General features: G+C 53.0%; 17 protein-coding genes and 4 pseudogenes. 14 read left to right on the top strand and 7 right to left on the bottom strand.

The genetic code is table 11. The features are described from left to right. Positions 1 to 94 precede the first annotated feature (94 nt). Positions 95 to 1,294 carry an S-methyl-5-thioribose kinase gene (gene mtnK, locus O3W44_RS09000; RefSeq protein WP_269292799.1) on the top strand — a complete coding sequence of 400 codons (1,200 nt, stop codon included), beginning with the start codon at positions 95 to 97 and terminating at the stop codon, positions 1,292 to 1,294. Between the two features lie 33 nt (positions 1,295 to 1,327). Here the strand turns inward: mtnK and fadE are convergent. Beyond that, a pseudogene (gene fadE / locus O3W44_RS08995) lies at positions 1,328 to 3,770 on the bottom strand (acyl-CoA dehydrogenase FadE). A 253-nt stretch (positions 3,771 to 4,023) separates the two neighbouring features. On the opposite strand from fadE, the gene lpcA reads away from it, so the two are divergent. After that, positions 4,024 to 4,602 carry a D-sedoheptulose 7-phosphate isomerase gene (gene lpcA, locus O3W44_RS08990; protein ID WP_269292798.1) on the top strand — a complete coding sequence of 193 codons (579 nt, stop codon included), beginning with the start codon at positions 4,024 to 4,026 and terminating at the stop codon, positions 4,600 to 4,602. Between the two features lie 51 nt (positions 4,603 to 4,653). After that, positions 4,654 to 5,421, top strand: a complete 768-nt coding sequence (locus tag O3W44_RS08985) for a class II glutamine amidotransferase (RefSeq protein ID WP_269292797.1) — start codon at positions 4,654 to 4,656, stop codon at positions 5,419 to 5,421. Here the strand turns inward: O3W44_RS08985 and dpaA are convergent. Beyond that, complete coding sequence (gene dpaA, locus O3W44_RS08980) at positions 5,392 to 6,132, bottom strand: peptidoglycan meso-diaminopimelic acid protein amidase (RefSeq protein ID WP_269292796.1); 741 nt, start codon at positions 6,130 to 6,132, stop codon at positions 5,392 to 5,394. The two genes, O3W44_RS08985 and dpaA, sit on opposite strands and share 30 nt — an antisense overlap. A gap of 244 nt (positions 6,133 to 6,376) precedes the next feature. Here dpaA and dinB point away from each other — a divergent pair, with 244 nt between their 5' ends. Further along, positions 6,377 to 7,432, top strand: coding sequence for a DNA polymerase IV (gene dinB / locus O3W44_RS08975; RefSeq protein ID WP_269292795.1), 1,056 nt, complete (start codon positions 6,377 to 6,379; stop codon positions 7,430 to 7,432). Positions 7,433 to 7,475: 43 nt separating this feature from the next. Here dinB and O3W44_RS08970 read toward each other — a convergent pair whose 3' ends face one another. From O3W44_RS08970 to pepD, 4 genes and pseudogenes are all read right to left on the bottom strand, one after another. Further along, positions 7,476 to 8,543 (bottom strand): sugar ABC transporter substrate-binding protein, encoded by a 1,068-nt coding sequence (locus O3W44_RS08970; RefSeq protein WP_269292794.1) that lies wholly within the window; start codon positions 8,541 to 8,543, stop codon positions 7,476 to 7,478. Positions 8,544 to 8,565: 22 nt separating this feature from the next. After that, positions 8,566 to 9,567: an ABC transporter permease gene (locus O3W44_RS08965; protein ID WP_269292793.1), complete on the bottom strand. Its 1,002-nt coding sequence runs from the start codon at positions 9,565 to 9,567 to the stop codon at positions 8,566 to 8,568. Positions 9,568 to 9,571: 4 nt separating this feature from the next. Further along, positions 9,572 to 11,068, bottom strand: a pseudogene (locus O3W44_RS08960) (sugar ABC transporter ATP-binding protein); the annotation flags it as partial. A gap of 254 nt (positions 11,069 to 11,322) precedes the next feature. Further along, a complete protein-coding gene (gene pepD / locus O3W44_RS08955) occupies positions 11,323 to 12,783 on the bottom strand; it encodes a beta-Ala-His dipeptidase (RefSeq protein WP_269292792.1) in 1,461 nt (486 codons plus the stop codon). 254 nt (positions 12,784 to 13,037) lie between these two features. On the opposite strand from pepD, the gene gpt reads away from it, so the two are divergent. The 3 genes from gpt to crl all read left to right on the top strand — a co-directional run bounded on the left by gpt (position 13,038) and on the right by crl (position 15,300). Next, positions 13,038 to 13,496 carry a xanthine phosphoribosyltransferase gene (gpt, locus tag O3W44_RS08950; protein WP_269292791.1) on the top strand — a complete coding sequence of 153 codons (459 nt, stop codon included), beginning with the start codon at positions 13,038 to 13,040 and terminating at the stop codon, positions 13,494 to 13,496. A gap of 116 nt (positions 13,497 to 13,612) precedes the next feature. Beyond that, a complete protein-coding gene (gene frsA, locus O3W44_RS08945; protein ID WP_269292790.1) occupies positions 13,613 to 14,860 on the top strand; it encodes an esterase FrsA in 1,248 nt (415 codons plus the stop codon). Positions 14,861 to 14,898: 38 nt separating this feature from the next. Next, the gene (crl, locus tag O3W44_RS08940; protein ID WP_269292789.1) at positions 14,899 to 15,300 is read left to right on the top strand and encodes a sigma factor-binding protein Crl; all 402 of its coding nucleotides are present in this window, start codon (positions 14,899 to 14,901) and stop codon (positions 15,298 to 15,300) included. Positions 15,301 to 15,443: 143 nt separating this feature from the next. On the opposite strand, the gene O3W44_RS08935 is transcribed toward crl, so the two are convergent. After that, entirely contained in the window at positions 15,444 to 16,553 is a 1,110-nt protein-coding gene (locus O3W44_RS08935) for a porin (protein WP_269292788.1), read from the bottom strand. Between the two features lie 240 nt (positions 16,554 to 16,793). On the opposite strand from O3W44_RS08935, the gene proB reads away from it, so the two are divergent. From proB to O3W44_RS08900, 7 genes and pseudogenes are all read left to right on the top strand, one after another. Beyond that, positions 16,794 to 17,897, top strand: a complete 1,104-nt coding sequence (proB, locus tag O3W44_RS08930; protein WP_269292787.1) for a glutamate 5-kinase — start codon at positions 16,794 to 16,796, stop codon at positions 17,895 to 17,897. A 10-nt stretch (positions 17,898 to 17,907) separates the two neighbouring features. Further along, positions 17,908 to 19,160: pseudogene (gene proA / locus O3W44_RS08925) on the top strand (glutamate-5-semialdehyde dehydrogenase). Positions 19,161 to 19,519: 359 nt separating this feature from the next. Next, positions 19,520 to 20,251 carry a S24 family peptidase gene (locus O3W44_RS08920; protein ID WP_269292786.1) on the top strand — a complete coding sequence of 244 codons (732 nt, stop codon included), beginning with the start codon at positions 19,520 to 19,522 and terminating at the stop codon, positions 20,249 to 20,251. Positions 20,252 to 20,675: 424 nt separating this feature from the next. Next, positions 20,676 to 20,954, top strand: coding sequence for a transcriptional antitermination N peptide (locus O3W44_RS08915; protein WP_269292785.1), 279 nt, complete (start codon positions 20,676 to 20,678; stop codon positions 20,952 to 20,954). A 199-nt stretch (positions 20,955 to 21,153) separates the two neighbouring features. Beyond that, positions 21,154 to 21,621, top strand: a complete 468-nt coding sequence (locus tag O3W44_RS08910; RefSeq protein WP_269292784.1) for a glycoside hydrolase family protein — start codon at positions 21,154 to 21,156, stop codon at positions 21,619 to 21,621. Next, the gene (locus O3W44_RS08905) at positions 21,618 to 21,965 is read left to right on the top strand and encodes a DUF7940 domain-containing protein (RefSeq protein WP_269292783.1); all 348 of its coding nucleotides are present in this window, start codon (positions 21,618 to 21,620) and stop codon (positions 21,963 to 21,965) included. The genes O3W44_RS08910 and O3W44_RS08905 overlap by 4 nt, the downstream gene beginning before the upstream one ends. Further along, positions 21,962 to 22,254: pseudogene (locus O3W44_RS08900) on the top strand (hypothetical protein). The gene O3W44_RS08905 and the pseudogene O3W44_RS08900 overlap by 4 nt, the downstream one beginning before the upstream one ends. Positions 22,255 to 22,393: the final 139 nt, after the last annotated feature.

Below are 22,393 nucleotides of genomic sequence, written 5' to 3'. Positions count from 1 at the left end.
CATGTTGCGTTAATGGCGGATATTGTGCCAACATGCTGAGCGGATGTATAGACGTCTGAACGGCTTATTACTGTCGATTGATAAGGAAAGGGCAATGTCGCAATACCGTACCTTCACCGCTGCTGACGCTGTGGAATATGCCAAAAAGTATGGTGGGGTAAACGATCCCTCTTCACTGGTGAGTGCAGAAGAGATCGGTGATGGTAACCTCAACCTGGTATTTAAAATTTACGATGATCAAGGCATTAGCCGGGTTGTGGTAAAGCAGGCCCTGCCGTATGTGCGCTGCGTCGGTGAATCCTGGCCGTTGACGCTGGATCGTGCACGCCTTGAAGCGCAAACGCTGGTTGAACACTATAAATATTGTCCGCAACACACCGTGGCAGTTACGCATTACGATGCCGATCTGGCGGTTATGGTGATGGAAGATCTCTCCAGCCATCGCATCTGGCGTGGTGAACTGGTGAAAGGGGTATTTTACCCGGAAGCGTCTCGCCAGCTGGGCGAGTATCTGGCACAGACCCTGTTCCATACATCCGATTTCATTCTGCATCCGCACCAGAAAAAAGCGGAAGTGGCGCGCTTCATCAACCCGGAAATGTGTGAGATCACTGAAGATCTCTTCTTCAACGATCCTTATACCGATCATGAGCGCAATAAATACCCGGAAGTGCTGGAGCCGCTGGTTGCCAGCCTGCGCAGCGATGATGCGTTACGCATCGCGGTTGCGGGCCTTAAACATCGCTTTTTTGCACATGCCGAAGCGTTACTGCATGGCGATATTCATAGCGGCTCGATTTTCGTGGCTGATGGCAGCCTGAAAGCGATTGATGCTGAATTTGGTTATTTCGGCCCGATTGGCTTTGATGTGGGAACGGCGATTGGCAACCTGCTGATTAACTATTGTGGCCTGCCGGGCCTGCTGGCCCCGCGTGAAGCGGCTGATGCACGTGAACAGCGCCTGCGTGATGCGCATGATGTCTGGGTGGCGTTCGCGACACGCTTCCTTGAACTGGCTGAGAGCAAAACCACGGACGTGGCGCTGGCTTATCCAGGCTATGCGCAGGCTTTTCTGCGTAAAGTATGGGCAGATACCATTGGTTACTGCGGCACTGAACTGATTCGCCGCACTGTGGGCATGTCACACGTTGCCGACATGAAATTGATCAAGGATGACGCGATGCGCACCGAGTGTATTCGCAGCGCGATTACGCTGGGGCGCACGCTGATTCTGGCTGCCGATCATGTGGAAGATATTGATGCGCTGATTGCGCGTATTCGTCAGGCGGTTTAACAAAAGGGCCGACATGACATCGGCCCCTGTTTATTATGCTGCTTCGCTGGCACGTGTCGGCTTCGGTTCATCTTTTACCGGCACCGCCAGCGCATCTGCTGCAAACTCATCAACATTAATTGAGCGCAGTCGGCTAATTTCGGCGCGTTTCAACACTTCTGCCTCTTTTTCATCGATCAGGCCCTGTTCAAACGCTTTTTTAGCCAGCGCATCCAGACGGGTGAAGGAGAGATGCTGTTTGGTCTGTTTGCACAGGCGATCGTGGATCACTTCCGCTGCCATGACATCCTGCAATGCCTGTTCTAACTGGCCTGCCGGATTGTGCTCGCTGGGGGTCAGATACTGACCGCGGCCTAAACGGGTACGTGTCGCTGAGGGCAGTTGCAGCAAGCGCGCCAGCTGATGATCAAGACGATCTGACGGGGCCGGACACTGTTTACCGCCAGCAAAGATCATCAAACGCAACATGCCCGCCACAAAGCGATGGGGAAATTACGCAGCAGATCGTCCATGGCATTTTCAGCCTGATGCAACGCATCCTGCACGCCCCAGTGAACCAGCGGCAGATCTGCTTCATTACGGCCTTCGTCGTCGTAACGTTTTAAGGTTGCTGAAGCGAGATAAAGCTGGCTCAGGACATCACCTAAACGTGCAGAGATGCGCTCGCGACGCTTCAGACTGCCGCCGAGGACTGCCATTGAGACATCGGACAGCAGGGCCAGATTGGCGCTGATGCGATTCAGTTGTTGATAATAGCGGCGAGTCGCGTCCCGCGTTGGTGTGGTGCTGGTGCGACCGCCGGTGACACCGAGCCACAGGCTGCGCACGGTGTTACTGCCAACGTGACCGATATGGCTAAACAGGGCGTTATCAAAGGCCCGGAGATCGTTGCTGGCTGCGGCAGCCATCTCCTGAAGGACATAAGGATGGCAACGAATCGCGCCCTGACCAAAAATAATCATGCTGCGCGTCAGGATGTTAGCGCCCTCAACGGTAATGGCAATGGGCGCGCCCTGATAAGCACGCGCCAGGAAGTTACTGTTCCCCAACATAATGCCTTTACCACCTGCAATATCCATCGCATCAATAATGGCGCGCTGGCCGCGATGGGTGCAGTGATATTTCACAATGGCCGACAGAACGGCAGGTTTTTCCCCTGCATAATACCGGCAGTGATCAGCGTGGCCGCTGCATCCATTACGTAGGCGTTACCGGCAATGCGCGCCAGCGGCTCTTCAATGCCCTCCATTTTACCGATGGACAACCTGAACTGACGACGAATATGTGCATAGGCACCTGTTGCCAGCGCCACGCTTTTCAGGCTGCCGGTAGAGTTAGACGGCAAAGTAATCCCGCGTCCCACGGATAAACATTCCACCAGCATGCGCCAGCCTTGTCCGGCCATTTCTGGCCCACCGATAATAAAATCGATCGGTACAAAAATATCTTTGCCGCGCGTTGGGCCGTTCTGGAACGGCACGTTGAGTGGGAAATGGCGGTTGCCGATTTCAACACCCGGCGTGTTGGTTGGGATCAAGGCGCAGGTAATCCCCAGCGACTCCGTTTCGCCCAGCAGATGGTCAGGATCGGAGAGTTTAAAGGCCAGGCCCAACACGGTAGCTATCGGAGCCAGCGTAATGTAACGCTTGTTCCAGGTCAGGCGCATGCCCAGCACCTGTTGACCTTGCCATTCGCCCATGCACACCACGCCCTTATCGGGGATCGCGCCTGCGTCAGAGCCTGCTTCCGGGCTGGTCAGCGCAAAGCAAGGGATCTCATCGCCACGCGCCAGACGCGGCAAATAGTGGTTTTTCTGTTTGTCCGTGCCGTAATGTTGCAATAATTCACCCGGGCCAAGCGAGTTCGGCACACCCACAGTAATCGCTAAAATACCGGAAACGCCTGCCAGTTTTTGCAGCACGCGCGCCTGCGCATACGCTGAGAATTCCAGTCCGCCATACTCTTTTTTGATGATCATGGCGAAGAAACGATGTTCTTTCAGGTAGGCCCAAAGCTCTGGCGGCAGATCGGCCATTTCATGGGTAATCTGAAAATCATTTGCCATACGGCAGGCTTCTTCAACTGGCCCATCAATGAACGCTTGCTCGTCGGGCGTCAGACGGGGTTGGGGATAACGGTGAAGTTTCTGCCAGTCAGGCTTGCCCTGAAACAGATCGCCTTCCCACCAGGTTGTACCGGCATCAATGGCCTCTTTTTCGGTGCGCGACATAGGCGGCATCACCTGCTGGAAACGGTGCAACATCGGTTTTGAAAACATGTTGCGACGCATGTCTGGCAGGTTGAAAGGCAGCAGCATTATCGCCAACGGCAGCAGCAGCCAGGGTGTCCACAGGCCAGCAACGGCCAGCGCAGCAGTCCACAGCAGTAAAATGCCGCTGCTCAGCCGTAGCGAAATGCGGTGATAAAACAGGGCGCCAAACAGCACCACCGTCGCAAGAATCGAAACAACCATCATAATGAACCGCTCCGTAAGTAGTAAGAGGTCTGACCTGTTATGGATAGAGGTTTAGAACAGCTGCCTCTGTTTAGCAATTCGTTTACATCGCAATTACAACCTGCTTCACAAAATCAGTTTTGTCAGGATTTTTGCTCAGCACGCTGAACAGGAATTTACCCCCGCAAGCGGGAAGGAGAAGGGAGGGAGCTTTGCGCTGACCGGTCATTCCGTTAAACTTGCTGCGATAAACTCTCCTCCAAAGGACATCCCTATGTATCAGGACATTATTCGTTCAGAACTTAACGAAGCAGCGGATACGCTGAATAAATTTTTGAGCGATGAAGCCAATATCCATGCGATTCAACGTGCAGCGGTGATGCTGGCCGATAGCTTCAAAGCGGGTGGAAAAGTGCTGTCGTGCGGTAATGGTGGCTCGCACTGTGATGCGATGCACTTCGCAGAAGAGTTAACTGGCCGTTATCGCGAAAACCGTCCTGGTTACCCGGCGATTGCTATCTCTGACGTCAGTCACCTTTCCTGTGTCAGTAACGATTTCGGCTACGACTATGTTTTCTCGCGCTACGTTGAGGCGGTAGGCCGAGCCGGTGACGTGCTGCTGGGCATTTCCACATCAGGTAACTCAGCGAATATCATAAAAGCGATTGAAGCGGCCCGAGCGCAAGGGATGAAAGTGATTACCCTGACGGGCAAGGATGGCGGAAAAATGGCGGGCAGTGCGGATATCGAAATCCGCGTGCCGCATTTTGGCTATGCTGACCGTATTCAGGAGATTCACATTAAAGTGATCCATATTCTGATGCTGCTGATTGAAAAAGAGATGGTGAAGTAACAGCGTTCGCCTCTCGCCAGACGGGAGGCGTCTTAACTTAAGGCGGTTGCTATGTGCGAATTGCTCGGGATGAGCGCAAATGTTCCGACGGATATTTGCTTCAGCTTCACCGGTCTGGTGCAGCGCGGCGGCGGAACCGGGCCTCACAAAGATGGCTGGGGTATTACGTTTTACGAAGATAAAGGGTGCCGCACGTTTAAAGATCCGCTGCCCAGCTATAACTCGCCCATTGCTCGCCTGGTACAGGATTATCCCATCAAATCCCATTCGGTGGTGGCGCACATACGCCAGGCCAATCGCGGGCAGGTATCGCTGGAAAATACCCATCCTTTTACCCGCGAACTCTGGGGACGCAACTGGACTTATGCACACAACGGGCAACTCAAAGGGTATCGCCAGTTAGAAACCGGTCATTTTCGTCCGGTTGGCGAAACTGACAGTGAAAAAGCGTTTTGCTGGATCCTGCATAAGCTGGCGACACGCTACCCACGCACGCCGGGAAACTGGCCCGCTGTGTTTCGCTATATTGGCGAGCTGGCCGGCGAATTACGGCAAAAAGGCGTGTTCAATATGCTGTTATCGGACGGGCGCTACTTAATGGCCTTCTGTTCCACCAATCTGTTCTGGATCACGCGTCGTGCGCCGTTTGGCCGTGCTCAGCTGCTTGATCAGGATATTGAGGTCGATTTCCAGCAGCACACCACCGCAAATGACATCGTTACGGTGATTGCAACCCAACCACTGACAGGAAATGAAACCTGGCACCGGATCGTGCCAGGTGAATGGGCGTTATTCTGCCTTGGAGAGCGCCAGGAATGATTTGGACGCAGCATCGGGATTGGTTAACACCGGGCTGCTGTTCATAACATATTTGCCGCTGGTAACGCTGACCGTAGGCGGCTGATGGTATTTAGCAAAATAAGCATAGCCCGGCTGCAGCTCGCGCCAGAAACTGGCGTAAGTGGAGTAACGATGACGCGCCATATTGCTGTCAGTCATGCGAAACGGATAAATGCCGATGTTCACTTCCTGCTGGCCATTGCGCAGCGCCGCATTTACATAATTGAAGATCTCATCCATGTAGGCGTTAGTCATCGCGTAACAGCCGATCGACTTACAGTCTCCATGGATCATTAAGTAGTTGCCGCTGTAGCCCTGATCGCGATCGTACTGATTGGGAAAGCCGATATTGATTGCCCGATAAAAGCGGCTGTCTGGCTTCAACTGATTCAGCTTAACGCTATAAAAGCCTTCTGGACTTTTAAAATCGCCCTGACGACGTTTCGGGCCGAGGCCGCCAGAAAAATTACAGATGCGGTAGGTATCCAGCAGACGATATTCATTACCGATCTTGCCGTACAGCTCAAGCGTACGCTCTTCCTTGAAAATCTGAATATAAACCGGTGTGCCGAGTAACTGTTTCTTTAATTCTTTATTCACCGGTGCCGGTTGCTGAACTGGCTCAGGTGTCATTGCCATGCTGAGGGCTGGCATCAAAATCATCGCAAACAGGAGTGCGATTTTGCCCATGCTGTGTATACCTTGACGTGAAGAAGAACAATGACGCATAAAGGCGTCTCTGCTTGCATTATCGGATAACTCCGCTACCGCTGCGCAACATTAACATTGTCTGTTTTTTTAGCAAGACACCGCCCAGGAAAATAGCGATTTGCTTAAAGGAATACGGCCAGAAATGTGTAAACTTTAATGCGGTTCGCAACAAATATTGCAGTTGCGGCTTTCGACTGTATACTTATCCAGTGCCTGGGGGAGTATGCGTAAGATCATTCACGTCGATATGGACTGTTTTTATGCCGCCGTTGAGATGCGTGATAATCCAACGCTGCGAGATATTCCCATTGCCATTGGCGGCAGTCGTGAACGCCGTGGCGTGATCAGCACAGCGAACTATCCGGCACGTAAATATGGCGTGCGTAGCGCAATGCCAACCGGCATGGCGTTAAAACTTTGCCCTCATCTGCGTTTGTTGCCAGGACGTTTTGACGCCTACAAAGAAGCCTCCGCGCAAATCCGTGACATATTTTCTCGCTATACCGCGTTTATTGAACCTCTCTCACTTGATGAAGCCTATCTGGACGTCACTGACAGTACGCATTGTCACGGCTCTGCGACCTTAATCGCCAAAGAAATTCGCGCAACGATTTTTCGTGAAACCCGGCTCACGGCTTCTGCGGGGATTGCGCCCATTAAATTTCTTGCCAAAATCGCCTCTGATCTGAATAAACCAGATGGTCAGTTTGTGATTACGCCGCCGGAAATGCCGGGCTTTTTGCTGACGCTGCCGCTGGCGAAAATACCGGGCGTGGGCAAAGTCTCGGCAAAGAAGCTGGAAGAGATGGGCCTGCATACCTGTGGCGACGTGCAAAAAGCGGATTTAGCCCAGCTGCTCAAACGCTTTGGCAAATTTGGCCGGGTATTGTGGGAGCGCAGCCACGGTATTGATGAACGTGGCGTGGTGGTTGAGCGTGAGCGGAAATCGCTGGGGGTTGAACGCACGCTGGCAGAGGATATTGATAGCTGGGAAGCCTGCCTGGAAATTATCGATTACCTGTACGCTGAGCTTGATCGCCGCCTGACGCAGATCCGCCCGGATAAGCAAATTGCCCGTCAGGGAGTGAAGTTAAAATTTAACGATTTTCAGCAGACGACACAGGAGCACCTCTGGCCGGTGCTGAATAAAGAGGACATGATCGCCGTCGCACGTAAAACCTGGGATGAGCGCCGGGCGGGCAGGGGAGTCCGGTTGGTGGGACTGCATGTGACGCTGGTGGATCCACAACTGGAGCGGCAGTTGCTTTTAGGGCTGTAAGCGATCAGCGCGCTGCATCCAACACAGCGCGCATTCGACACCCTTACTTCTTGTATTTCGCTTCCAGCGTCGCAAACCACGGCGCAACGAAATCGTTATTGCTGCCCCAGCCAGGGACAATCTTGTTCAACGACGCCACATTCACCGCACCCTGCTGGCTGTTCAACTGCTGCTGAGAAATTGATGCCGCCTTGAACTCATAGGTTGCCGGCGTCGTTTCTCCGGCGATTTTATTCGCCACCAGGCGCATATTCACCGCGCCGATGGTTTTTGGATCAACCGCTACTGTCTCTACCCAGGGGCTGTTTTTCTCACGCATTAACTGCAGATCCTGGTTAGAAACATCAATGCTGTACAGCTTGATCTCAGTGCGACCATTCTCCTGTAACGCCTTGTAGGCACCCTGACTAAAGGCATCCCACGCGCCCCAGATAGCATCGATTTTTCCTTTCGGATATTTTGCCAGGATTGCCCCTATCTTATTCGCCGTATCACCCTGCACATCCGTAGAAACGGCACCAATCGATTCCAGCTGATGAATACCTGGATTCTCTTTCAGCAGTTTTTCATATACGACCTGACGACGTTCCATGGGCGGGAAGCCAGCCACCCACAGCTTGACGATGTTCGCTTTGCCATTGAAGTCTTTAATCATCTGGCCGAGCGACAGCTGTGCCAGCGAAGCATCATCCTGAGCGGTAACGGTTACGCCCTTTACCGGGCCGTCGACAGGCGTATCAAACACCGACAATTTGATGCCCGAACCGGCGATGCGCTTTACCAGATCGCTGGCATAGGGCGCTTTGCCATGCGACAGGATAATGCCGTCATATTTCTGACTGATCGCCTGATTCACGAAATCCTGAAATCGGGCATCGTCACCGTTGCTGAGGAAAGTACTGACTTTAAAACCCAGCTTGCGGCCTTCCTGAATGGCACCTGCCACAAATTGCGTGGTGTTGTCATCCGAACCCAGGTTGCGGATCACGGCGATGCGGATCGGGCCTTGATGAGTAGCGATGGCTGCCGGAACCGCTGCCACGGTATCGGCGAAAGCGGCACTGGCATTCAGCAAACTTAACGCCAGCAGCGAGAGCGTGATTTTTTTCATTATTTGACTCCAGAATAAGCGCCTAACGGCGCTGGATATACGTCATTGCCAGTGCTAATGCCAGCACCAGCCCTTTAATAATGTCCATGGCGTAATACGGCACTGACAGCATCACCAAACCGTTTTGCAACACACCGAGAATAACGGCACCGACTAACGTACCCAGCGCATTAGGTTTACCTGAACCGGCCAGCGAGAAACCGATCCAGGCTGCGGCAACCGCATCCATGAGATAACCGCTGCCCGCATTGACCTGTGATGAGCCAATGCGTGACGCCAGTAAAATGCCGCCCAGCCCTGCCAGTAGCGAGGCGATAACATAAGCCAGTACGCGATAGCGCGTAGTGCGAATACCGGAAAGGCGCGCGGCTTCCGGGTTACCGCCTAAGGCATACATGCGGCGGCCATGTTTGGTGAGCGACAGCGCCAGTTGCGCCACCACGGTCACTACCAGCATGATGATGACGATGGTCGGCACCTGACCGAGCAGGCCAAACGCCGCAGGGATCGTGCCTTCAGCCATATCGCCGCTCGGTAACAGCATGTTTTCGGTAATCGAGCCGCCAAAGCTATAGGTCATTGCCACGCCCTGAATCACAAACAGCGTCGCCAAGGTGGCAAGCATGTCGGGAATGCGCAAAACAACGATCAGAAAAGCGTTAAACAGGCCCACCAGCGTACACAGCGCCAGAGTAATGAGGATCGCTTCAGTGGTATCAAAGCCGTACCAGACGAACAGCGAGATCACCAGCGCGTTTGCCAGCGAAGCAGTTGAACCCACCGAAAGATCGAATCCGCCCACGGTCAGCGAAATTGACACGCCAACCGCAATCACCGTGACAATGGCGATAGAGCGCAGGATGTTGATGATATTGTTGGGATCAAGAAAACTGTCGGAGGCCAGGCCAAACGCGGCAATTAATATCACCACGGTGAGCAACATGCCCCATTTATACAGAAAATCAAAAAGTTGATGGTGCAGCGCAGGTGACGCCGACGTCAGGGTTGGTTCTTTGCTGCTCACGCAGGGTTCCTCCGGTGGAATAAAGCAAAAGCGTCTCTTCAGTGGTTTCCTGAGCATCCAGCTCCGCCACAATGCGGCCGTCCCACAACACACAAATTCGATCGCATAAGCCGACCAGTTCAGAAAACTCACCCGACGCGTAAATAATGCCTTTGCCTTCACGCGCCAGGCGGTCAATCAGGGTAAACAGTTCTGTTTTGGCTTTGATATCGACGCCTTTGGTCGGCTCGTCAAAAATCAGTACGTCAGCGTTGTTACGCAGCCATTTGCCGATCGCCACTTTTTGCTGGTTCCCGCCGGATAAACGCCGCAAATGTTGCGCCGGCCCGGTGGTGCGCACGTTGAGCCGTTGAATAATCGCTTCTGCCCAGCGCCATGCCTGGCGATGCCCGAACAGGCTCCAGCGCGAAAAACTGCTGTCGGCGCTGATGCTCAGATTCATCGCCACCGATTCATCAATAAAAATGCCCTCTTTACGGCGCTCTTCCGGCACTAACGCCATGCCTTGCGATACCGAGTCGTGCGGCGACTGCGGCTTCCAGGCTTTGCCGTGAAGCTCGCCGCGTGTGATGCGACTTTTAGTGGCACCAAACAGCGCCTTACACAGCTCCGTTTTGCCCGCGCCCGCCAGACCGGCGATGCCAAGGATTTCGCCTTTATGCAGGCGCAGCGAAATAGCCTGCAGCCGTTGCTCATCATGCAATCCTTCAACGGCGAGCAGCAGCGGCTGCGACTGACGTTCGCGTGGGGCGGGATAGATATCGTTAAGCTGATGTCCCAGCATTTTCTCGACAATCTGCTCACCGCTCAGCGCCGCCATAGGGCCACTCTCAATCAGGCGGCCGTCGCGTAACACCGTCAGGCGATCGCAAATCGCTTTCAGCTCATGAATACGGTGGGAGATAAACACCACGCCAATACCGCTGGCCTGCAAGCGGCGCACCACGGCAAACAACCGTTCGCTTTCATGCTGATCAAGCGGGGCAGTCGGCTCATCCAGGATCAAAAAGCGACAATGATGTGACAGTGCACGAGCCAGTAAAATTTGCTGTTTCTCTGCCAGTGAGCAACGTTCAACCCGGCGATTAACATCAATAGTGACATCGAGCTGCGCCAGCAGCGCACGCGCCTGACGACGAATCTCGCGCCAGCGATACAGCTGTCCCGGTTCGGCGAGCTGATCCAGCAAAATGTTTTCCGCTACGCTCAACTGCGGCACCAGCGCGACATCCACTTCCTGCTGCACCAGATGAATACCGAGCTGTTTGGCATCGCGTGGGCTACGAATCGACACCGTTTCGCCATCCAGCAGGATCTCGCCGCTGTAGTGGCTGTGCGCACCCGATAACACCGCCATCAGCGTCGATTTTCCTGCACCGTTAGCCCCGGTTAATGCATGCACCGAATGGCCTTCACTGACAAAATCGACGTGCGTCAACGCGGCAAATCCGCCGAAAGCGATGGAGATGTTACGCATTTCAAGGCGGTTTAACGCGCTCATTGAAGGAAGTCTCCAAAAGAATTAACTGGCCGCATTTTTTCCTGAAGCTTCAGGCGCGGCAACAATCGAAAGCGCATAAGCTAGCACGAAATCTTATTAGCCATCCAGACATCTGGACATAACGGCGGCTATAACTGGCTGCCAGCGGTAAGCTGGTGATTAAAAATGGAAAGGAGAGATAAGGTAGTGGATTGTGCTGGGCAGGAGAGGCAGGCAGAAAAAACCAGGCCGTAGCCTGGTCAATATTTTTTACATCACGCCTTTTCTGGGATCACATTCAGCAGAGTCGTGAGGAGCTTCCAGTAAAGACCGACGCTTTCAATGTGCACCTGCTCATCGGGTGAGTGCGGACCGGTAATGGTTGGCCCAATCGAAACCATATCCATATTCGGATAAGGTTTCTTGAACAGACCACACTCCAGACCTGCATGAATCACCTGGATGTTCGGGGTTTTGTCGAACAGCGCGATATAGGTTTGACGGGTCAGCGCCATAACTGGCGAATCCGCGTCGGGCTGCCAGCCAGGGTAACCGCCTTTTGGCGTGGTTTGCGCGCCAGCCAGTTGCCCAAGCGAGGTCAGCATCTGCACCACGTAATCACGACCAGTGTCGATCAGCGAGCGGACCAGGCAGTTGATTTCTGCTTTCTCAGCATCCATTGTCACTACACCAACGTTGAGCGACGTTTCTACCACGCCTTTCGCTACGTCAGAGTTGCGGATGACGCCGTTTGGCGTACTGTTCAGCAGGTTCAGGAAGCGATCGCGGCTTTCAGTGGTCAGCGCCTGGCCTTGATGTGCCAGCGGCTCAGTCACCAGCGCGATGTTTTTCTCTTTCACGCCGTGCTCGTTTTGCAAGGCAGAAAGGAAATGCGCGGCGGCGGCTTTCAGCGCATCGACCTTGTGGCTTTCAACGGCCAGCGTGGCGAAGGCTTCACGTGGGATCGCATTACGCAGCGTGCCGCCGGTAAATTCCACCAGACGGACATCCAGCTCTGACACATGCGCGGCCAGGAAACGTGCCAGCAGTTTATTGGCGTTGCCGAGACCCATATGAATATCGGCACCAGAATGGCCGCCTTTCAGACCTTTAAGCGTCAGCTTCAGCGTTTCGAAATCGGCAGGCACCGCTTCGCGCGAGAGCGGCAGCGTAGTGATAAAGTCGATTCCGCCTGCACAACCCATGTAGATTTCACCCTCTTCTTCAGAGTCGGTGTTAATCAGGATCTCCGACTGTAGCCAGTCAGGCTGCAGACCAAAGGCGCCATCCATACCGGTTTCTTCGGTCATGGTGAGCAGCACTTCCAGTGGGCCGTGTGTCAGAGTGTTATCTGCCAGCACCGCCAGCGCAGAGGCCATACCGATACCGTTGTCGGCACCCAGCGTAGTACCGCGCGCTTTCACCCACTCACCGTCAACGTAAGGTTGAATCGGATCTTTGGTGAAGTCGTGCAGGGTGTCGTTATTCTTCTGCGGCACCATATCCAGATGCGCCTGCAAGGCAACCGGAGTGCGGTTTTCCATGCCAGCAGTGGCGGGTTTACGAATCAGGATGTTACCCACCGCGTCGCGTTCACACCAAAAGCCTTGTTCTTTGGCCCAGCCGACAATGTAGGTCGCGAGAGCTTCTTCATGGAAGGAGGGGTGCGGAATCGAACAGATTTTCGCAAAAATATCCCACAGCGGTTGGGGCGAGAGTTGAGACAATTCAGACACGACAAGTCTCCTGTGTCAGTGCGCCGGAGAAGCTGAAGGGCGCGAGTTTCCAGTGAAAGATCGCCGTCAGAGAATCTGACGAGATGAAGCTGAGAATATCACTGTTTTTTACCGGGTGTGTAATCAGACGTACTAAAAACCCGCAACCCATGCGCAGGTGCTGGTTTTTAGTGCGCCAACTCCTTATAATCTCGCGCAACCTTTTCCCTGTTGCACATTTTTTAAGCCAATTCGGTTGGCTGGGATTCCTTTATATGAGCGAAAAATACGTCGTTACCTGGGACATGCTGCAAATTCATGCCCGTAAACTGGCTCAGCGCCTGCTTCCTGTCGAACAGTGGAAAGGCATTATCGCGGTTAGCCGCGGCGGCCTGGTACCGGCTTCGCTGCTGGCACGTGAATTGGGTATTCGCTATGTCGATACCGTCTGTATCTCCAGCTACGACCACGACCATCAGCGCGAAATGAAAGTACTGAAGCGTGCAGAAGGCGACGGCGAAGGCTTTGTGGTGATTGACGATCTGGTTGATACCGGCGGCACCGCGCAGGCGATTCGCGAAATGTATCCAAAAGCTCGTTTTTGCACCATCTTCGCGAAACCGGCAGGACGTGAACTGGTTGACGATTACATCGTCGACATTCCGCAGAACACCTGGATCGAACAGCCATGGGACATGGGCGTGGTTTACATTCCGCCTATCGTGAAAAACTAATTGATCTGCCTTAAACAACGCCCGGTTTTCCGGGCGTTGTGCTTTTTGCGTCTCGCACCTTGCCATACCGTGCAGTACACTTAGCCATCGCCGCGTCTGTCGCAGGAGAGCTAAGTATGTCAGGCAAAAACCTCAGCGAGGAGCTGTTTAAACCTCGCTTTAAACATCCCGAAACCTCTTCACTTGTCCGCCGCCAGCATCATGCCACGCGCACCGTGCACAGCACCCTTGATGGCAATACGCAGCGCGGCTGGTATCGCATGCTGAATAAGCTGATGTGGACCTGGCGTGGTCTGACGCCGCAAGAGATCAGTGAAGTGCTGGCGCGTATTGCGATTAGCACCGTTGAGCATACCCATGACGCCTTGCTGGATACGGTGATTGGCTATCGCAGCGGCAACTGGAATTACGAATGGTCTAAGCAGGCTGCGCTGTGGCAGCAAAAAGCACAGGATGCCGACAACGACACTCAGGCCGGTGAATACTGGCTCCATGCTTCGCATCTTTTCAGTGTGGCGGCCTATCCCTATATAAAAGGTGACGAATTAGCCGACCAGGCGCAGGTGTTAACCAATCGGGCTTATGAAGAGGCGACCGCGCGTTTGCCTGGCGAGCTGAAATTGCTCACTTTTCCGATCAGCGGTGGCAGCCCGGTGAGTGGTTTTCTGCATATGCCACCCAATGTTAAGGCACCTTATCCCACCGTGCTGTTTTGCGGGGCGCTGGATTCCCTGCAAAGCGATCACTATCGTCTGTTCCATGATTATTTTGCTCCGCGCGGCATTGCCATGCTCACCATTGATGTACCGTCGGTGGGGTATTCGGTGAAGTGGACGCTTAATCAGGACACCAGCTTTTTGCATCAACAGGTGCTAAGAGAGCTGGAAAACGTCCCCTGGGTTGATCATACCCGCGTCGCCGCGTTTGGTTATCGCTTTGGGGCGAATGTTGCAGTACGCCTTGCCTATCTTGAAGTGCCGCGATTGCGTGCGGTGGCTTGTCTGGGACCGATCGTGCACAGCCTGTTTACTCAGCCTTCGCTGCAAGATGCGGTGCCAGATATGTACATGGATATGATGGCCAGCCGCCTGGGAATGGCTTCAACTTCCGACAGCGCGCTGCGCACTGAACTGCATCGCTATTCACTCAAAACCCAGGGATTACTGGGACGCCGGACGCCAACGCCGATGCTGGCGGGTTACTGGCAAAAGGATCTTTTCGGGCCGGAAGAGGATGCCAGACTGATCGCCAACTCATCCGCAGACGGCAAAGCTTTGGCTATTCCGGCAAAGCCTGTGATGGCGAGCTTTGATCGGGCGTTAAATGAAATTTGCGACTGGATGGATAAGCGGTTAAAAAGGTAACTGGCAAAATGCACAGTTAATACTTATGGAGAACTAGCATGACGTTACCGAGTGGTCATCCCCGCAGTCGCCTGCTTAAGCGATTCACTGAGCTGGGACCGTATATTCGCGAAGGAAAATGCGCCGAAACGCGTTTCTTTTTCGACTGCCTGGCTGCCTGCGTCAATGTAAAACCGGCACCGGAATTGCGTGAGTTTTGGGGATGGTGGATGGAGCTTGAAGCCCATGCCGACCATTTTACCTATGTTTATCATATCGGCCTGTTTGATAAAGAAGGCGACTGGTCTGTCGCAACCATCAAGGGTAAAGAGAACAATCAGCGTGTGGAAGAGACATTACGTAATTTTCACACCCGTCTGAAAGCCATGCTGAAAGAGCACGAGTTAGGTCTGGAACCGGCCAGCGGCTTTGAAGAGAAACCGGTGAAATTGAGTGCCTGACAGGTAATCAAATAAGAAAGGGCGAGTTTTTTAACTCGCCCTTTTTACAGACACATTCACATTGAGGGTAAAGCACTGCGCTATTCCATTCTCTCTGCCGCGCAGCAATCAGAGGCGGGAGATGCAGGAGTAGCGCAGATTCATCAGAACTGGTAAGTCACACCCAGCGCAACGATGTCATCGGTGTTTTTCGCCAGCGTGTTGTCGTCATCCAGCAGGTTGATTTTGTAATCAACAAAGGCTGACATATTTTTGTTGAAGTAGTAAGTCGCACCGACGTCAACGAATTTGTAGTAATCAGCATCGCCGATACCGTTTTCGATATCCTTAACTTTGGTCTGCACGTAAGCCAGTGACGGACGCAGGCCGAAATCGAACTGGTACTGGGCAACGACTTCAATGTTTTGCAATTTATTTGCGTAACCGCTCACCGCCACATCGTTACCGCCAACCTGGGCCGTTCCGCTGATGGGGTTCATATTGCGGGTTTCTGCATAGTTTGCTGCCAGGTAAACGCCATCGTTGTCATATTTCAGACCTGTTGCCCATGCTTCTGCTTTGTCGCCAGTACCATACGCAGCATCTTTCTGAGCGAAAGTACGGTTTGAAGAAGAGACCGCGCCTTTGATGCTCAGACCATCAATGATTTTATAAGAGAGTGAAGCCGCCATGCCGTCGCCGTTTGAGGCGGAATCCGCGCGTGAGGTGCTTTCATTTTTGCCCTGGTACTGTAAGGCGAAATCCAGGCCATCAACCAGACCAAAGAAATTGGTGTTGCGATAGGTTGCGACGCCGTTAGTACGGGTCAGCATGTAGACGTCAGCAGCGGTATAAGCGGTGGCACCGAACTCTGGCATCATGTCAGTGATCGCTTCTACATCATAAATCAACCCGTAGTTACGGCCGTAATCCACCGAGCCGTAGCTGCCGAATTTCAGGCCTGCGAAACCGAGGCGGGTTTTGTTGCCAACGTTAGAATCGCTTTCCGGGTTATTGACGTTGTACTGATATTCCCACTGACCATAACCGGTCATCAGGTCGTTGATTTGTGTCTGACCTTTAAAGCCAATACGGACATAAGATTTGTCAGCGTTGTTGCTGGCGTTGGTCTCTGCATCACTGATGTAACGCATCGCTTTCAGTTTGCCGTAAAAATCCAGCTTGTTGCCGTCTTTGTTATAGATTTCTGCTGCGTGTGCCGTTGATGTCAGGGCCAGGGCTGATACCAACAGTGCCAGTGTGCTCTTCTTCATTTAAAAAATTCCCAATGAGTAAATTTTGTAATACCTGTGAAAGGTTTTGTAAAACACGGACTTTTTACCGGGAAGTGATGAAAGTTTTATGACAGTTCCAATCTTTTCTTGTTAATCGCGAACTTTTGGACTACCTCACTGTCCGGTGATTTTCGTGCTTTTCCCCCGCTGGCTGTTGGCTTCCTTAGCGACTCCTGCTAAAACGTCTTTTCGCATAAATTTTTCACTACGGCAGGAAATATGAGTGGCAGTCAGACCTTAGTGGTCAAATTGGGAACCAGCGTTCTCACCGGCGGGTCACGTCGGTTGAATCGGGCGCATATGGTGGAACTGGTTCGCCAGTGTGCACAACAGCATGCAGCCGGTCACCGCATTGTTATCGTCACCTCTGGCGCTATCGCCGCAGGACGCGAGCACCTTGGTTACCCGGAACTGCCACCGACCATCGCCTCAAAGCAGTTGTTGGCTGCGGTGGGGCAGAGTCGTTTGATTCAACTGTGGGAACAGCTTTTCTCAATTTATGGCATTCACGTGGGGCAGATGCTGCTGACACGTGCTGATATGGAAGATCGCGAACGTTTTCTTAACGCTCGCGACATGTTGCGCGCGCTGCTGGATAACCACATTGTGCCGGTTATCAATGAGAACGATGCGGTTGCCACCACTGAAATCAAAGTGGGCGATAACGACAATCTCTCTGCGCTGGCGGCAATGCTGGGCGGCGCGGATAAGCTGCTGTTACTCACCGATCAGCAAGGATTGTTTACTGCCGATCCGCGTCATCATCCGCAGGCGGAGCTGATCAGCGATGTGCATGTGATTGATGATGCACTGCGTGCGCTGGCGGGCGGCAGCGTCTCGGGCTTAGGCACTGGCGGCATGTCAACCAAGCTGCAAGCGGCTGATGTTGCCTGTCGCGCCGGTATCGATGTGATTATTGCCGCTGGCAGCCGCAGCGGCGTGATCGCTGATGTGATTGAAGGCAAGCCGGTAGGGACGCGGTTTCATGCGCAACAAACGCCGCTGGAAAACCGTAAACGCTGGATTTTTGGCGCGCCGCCCGCCGGTGAAATTACTGTGGATGATGGCGCATTGTCTGCCATTCTTGAACGTGGCAGTTCGCTGCTGCCAAAAGGCATTCGGGACATTCAGGGCAATTTCTCGCGTGGTGAAGTGATCCGCATTCGCAGCCTGCAAGGGCGCGATGTTGCTCATGGCGTGTCGCGCTATAACAGTGATGCCATGCGGATGATTGCCGGACATCACAGCCAGCAAATTAGCGACATTCTTGGTTATGAATATGGTCCAGTGGCGGTGCATCGCGACGACATGATTGTCAGTTAAGGAGCGGACAATGCTTGAAGAAATGGGAAAAGCGGCGCGTGCAGCAGCCTACAAACTGGCTGAACTCTCCACCGTAGAAAAGAATCAGGTTCTGATGACCCTTGCCGATCGTCTGGAAGCTGAAAGTGCCGATATTCTGGCGGCTAACCAACAGGATTTGGCGGAGGCGCGCCAGAACGGGATGAGCGCCGCGCTGCTTGATCGTCTGACCTTAAACGTTGAGCGTTTAAGCGGTATTGCGAACGATGTCCGCCAGGTCTGCCAGCTGGCCGATCCGGTTGGGCAATTAATTGATGGCGGCCAGCTTGATAGCGGCTTGCGTATTGAACGTCGTCGCGTGCCGTTGGGCGTTGTGGGGGTGATTTATGAAGCACGCCCTAACGTTACCGTGGATGTGGCCAGCCTCTGTTTGAAAACCGGGAATGCGGCGATCCTGCGTGGGGGAAAGAAACCTGGCGCACCAATGCGGCAACTGTTCGTGTGATCCAGAATGCCTTAAAGCAGCACGGCTTGCCCGGCGCGGCAGTACAGGCTATTGAAAACCCCGACCGTGAATTAGTGAACCAGCTGCTGAAACTGGATCGCTATGTCGACATGCTTATCCCACGGGGTGGTGCAGGGTTGCACAAGCTGTGTCGTGAACATTCAACCATTCCAGTCATCACCGGCGGCATCGGCGTTTGTCATATCTATATTGATGCAACCATGGAGATTGAACCGGCGCTGGAGGTCATTGTGAATGCCAAAAAGCAGCGTCCCAGCGCCTGTAACTCACTGGAAACGTTACTGGTGGATCGCGCGATTGCCGATCGCTTTTTGCCGGTTTTTTCTGCGCGCATGGCACAGGAAAACATTCCCCTGCATGCCGATGAAAACGTGTTGGCACAATTGCAGCAAGGGCCAGCCAGCGTAACAGCCATTCAGCCGGGTGATTACGATGATGAGTGGCTGTCGCTCGATCTTAACGTCCGGCTGGTGGCCGATATGGATGAGGCCATTGAGCACATTCGCACACACGGCACGCAGCACTCTGATGCCATCCTGACACGCAGCACCCGGAATGCGACACGTTTTGTCAGACAGGTAGATTCATCAGCGGTCTATGTTAATGCCAGTACGCGTTTTACCGACGGCGGGCAGTTTGGTCTGGGGGCCGAAGTTGCGGTCAGCACACAGAAGCTGCATGCGCGTGGCCCGATGGGGTTAGAGGCGTTAACCACCTACAAATGGGTTGCCTGGGGTGACGATACGTTGCGCGCGTAACAGCGACTTTATTTAACAAAACGGGAGTCTTTTAAGGCTCCCGTTTTTTTATGCTCCATTTTTCGGTCCAGCAGATTGTAGAGGTTTTGTGGCATAAGTTTATTTTTCACGCAGGCGCGTTTGTTTTGCGCCTGCGTGCTGATTGAATTTCGCACAATTCGCTACGGAACATTCCTGAAAGCCCCTGTGATACGGGGTGTAAGCCAATATTTTTTGGTCAGCTGAAAAGTGAAGGAGATAATGATAATTAGAAATGCTTGATAAACCGGTTAGGTAGTAAACGGACGGTAATATAAAATGAACTGGTAGCAATAATGAAAATAACATCCAGTATCTCCTTAATGGCTGATTATTAACTAATGGTTAAAAAAGAAAGTACGAAAGAAGCTTTCACTGCCAGGCTGATCGCCGCTTGCGAAAGTGCTGGTATTGTCGGACATGGACGAAACAAACAGGTTGCGAAGGCGTTACAACAGCAAGGTTGTAAAATCTCCACGCCGGGTGTGTGGAAGTGGTTTAACGCACAGTCAGTGCCGGATAATGGCAATTTGCTGGCGCTCAGCCGTCTGCTTGGGGTCCGGGTTGAGTGGCTGCAGTTCGGCATGGAAACGTCGCCTGAGCCGTTGTCGCTAGCCGCTTTCGCGGGCCGTAAAAATGGCTTCCGGGTCGACAGCCTCGACATTGGCCAGAAAACCGCGGCGGGCATTCCAGCCCGTGATGAATTCGTCGAAACCATCCAGGCGATCGAATATGGTCAGGATGAGGCGCGGGTGCTGTTTAATGGCCGCCCGGCAGAAAATATCCGACTGATCGCCATCAACAACGATTCCATGTCAGACACCTTTGCGCCACGCGATCAACTGTTTGTCGACATCAGCGTGCGGATGTTTGATGGTGATGGCATCTACATTTTTACGCTGGATGACCAGCTCTACCTGAAACGCCTGCAGCTTCAGCATAAAAAAATCGCTGTTATTTCAGACAATAAGCGTTATGAAACCTGGTATCTCAGTCGCGATGAAGTCGATAGCCTGAAAGTACTGGCGAAGGTGATCATGAGCCAGGCGCGTCAGTATCAAATTCTCGGGTAAGTAGGGGGTTTGAGCCTGTATCCAGCAGACCGCTGAAAAAAATAATCGGCACAAATTCAAAATTTAACCAACAGTAAATAAAAAATTAACTGTCAGTGTTTGATAAAGCATAAGAACCTGTTAATAATTTGAACATGGATGAACGAAGCAGTTTTCATCACGGATGAGCCGCTCTTAAACAATTGAGGCGCTGCACAAGCGCGAATCAAACCACCCAAAAGTCAGTGAACTTTGGGATGGGGTGGATGCGCAACATGCAGCGTCGTCAGATGCCGTTTATTTTCCTCTCCTGCTTGCTACCTGGCTGTTATTACAGTCGGGCAGTTAGCGTGCGAGCATTAACGAACGGCATTCGGGCCCGTTCGGTACGCCGAAAGCTCGCGCCTGCCACCCCATCGCCAAAGACTCATTCACAGGAGGAGTTATGGCGATTATTCACTATGGCAAAAGCGTTTTTATGGGCAACGCACGTACTCGTCGCCACCGGCGGCGTCAACCACTCAGTCGTCTGAAGCAGAGTATTGATCAGGCACTCAACTACGAACCCGAAACACTCACCTTGCGTCGCGCAGAAAAAATTTGTCAGCGTCCGGTTACGTCTCGTGTTGACCGCGCGATAACGGCACCGCGCCCGCAAAACCCAGAATCACCTTCATTCGATAATTGTTGCCTGCCGCACGTTCATCTCTACGCCGTACGCTGAGCAACACAAAACTCACCTGTTCAACACCCACCTTTTAGCGATTTTCCAGTTTTTTCTGGACGTAATTTATCTGCTCATTCTTCAGTTCCGCTGCAGCTTCAGCCGTTTTTATCGCTGCATTTAATTTGGCACTGATCAGTGAGGGTTATGTATTGGGTTCCACAGGCCGCTTCGCCTGTACTGTCATTGAGGGATATGTATGAGTCAGATTATCGCAATACTGAATTTTGAAGAGGGCTATGTTGAAGCGCCTTATCTCGACACGCTGGGTTTTCCTACTGTTGCAGGCGGTATCCGTATCGGACCGAAGGGCGCACCGCTCACCAACTACGCCTTTCGTGTCCCGCGCCGGGTGGGGGATGTCTGGAAGCAGTGCATTCTGGAAGGAAAGATTCAGGAGATGCAGGCGCGGGAATCGATCCATAACGCTTTAAGTCACTGCAATGAGGCGCGCACGGATGTGCTGCTGAGCATGGCCTATCAACTGGGCGTGGAAGGGGTTGCGCAGTTTAAAAATATGCTCAGCGCCATTGCGAAGGAAAACTTTGACGAGGCGGCAAACGCCATGCTCAGCAGCTTGTGGGCGCGTCAGACACCGGGACGTGCACGTCGTCACGCTGAGGTCATGCGTCGCGGTACCTATGACGTTTACAGGGGGCTGCTATGAAATGGCTCATTTTTTTAGTCGCTGTCCTGCTGGTAATCATCATTTTGCTGCTTTTGCAGCGATTCACCACGCTGCAGTTTGTTTCACATGCGCGACTGTTATTTAAAACCTGGTCGGTCTGGCTGGCTTCACTGGGCTCGATGATCTGCGCCTGGGTGCAATCTTTCCCGTCATCAGCGTTAGATGCGTGGAACACCTTACCAGAAGACGTTAAATCCATCATTCCCCACAACTATCTTGGCTTTGTCGGCGCCTTCATGGTGGCGATGGGAGTCATTGCGCAATTTGTTCGGCAGAAAAACTTGCTGAACGAGAAACGACAAACAGAGGGAAGCAAATCATGACGTTTATCACTTCACTACTTGGCGGCGGCTGGCACTGGCTGGCGGCGTTAGCGGCTGTTATCGCTGCGCTGGGTGCCAGCTATTTCGGCGGCAAAAAGGTTGGCGCGGTGAAAGAAAAAGCCAAAGCGGATGTCGCCAGCGCGCAAAAGAGGCGGCGCGCGTTAATGACATTGCACGCCAGCAACAGAAGAACCGTGAGGAGGCCATCCGTGTGGAGACTGACAACCGTAACCTTGATGACGCTGCTGCTCGCAACAAGCTGCAGCAGTCGAAATACAACCAACCCTGAGCCGGTAGCCATTACCGATTCAGCCTGCGTACTTTTTTCCCTATTTACACCCACGGTGACGATGCCAAAAGATAGATATTCGCACCGTTCGCGCTATCAACACCCATAACGACATGTGGGACACCCTGTGCGGCCAACC

The organism is Pantoea sp. LMR881, from assembly GCF_027157825.1.
Lineage (GTDB): Bacteria > Pseudomonadota > Gammaproteobacteria > Enterobacterales > Enterobacteriaceae > Pantoea > Pantoea haifensis.
Note: the sequence above shows the minus strand (reverse complement) of the source record. Positions and strands in the feature narration are given on the sequence as shown.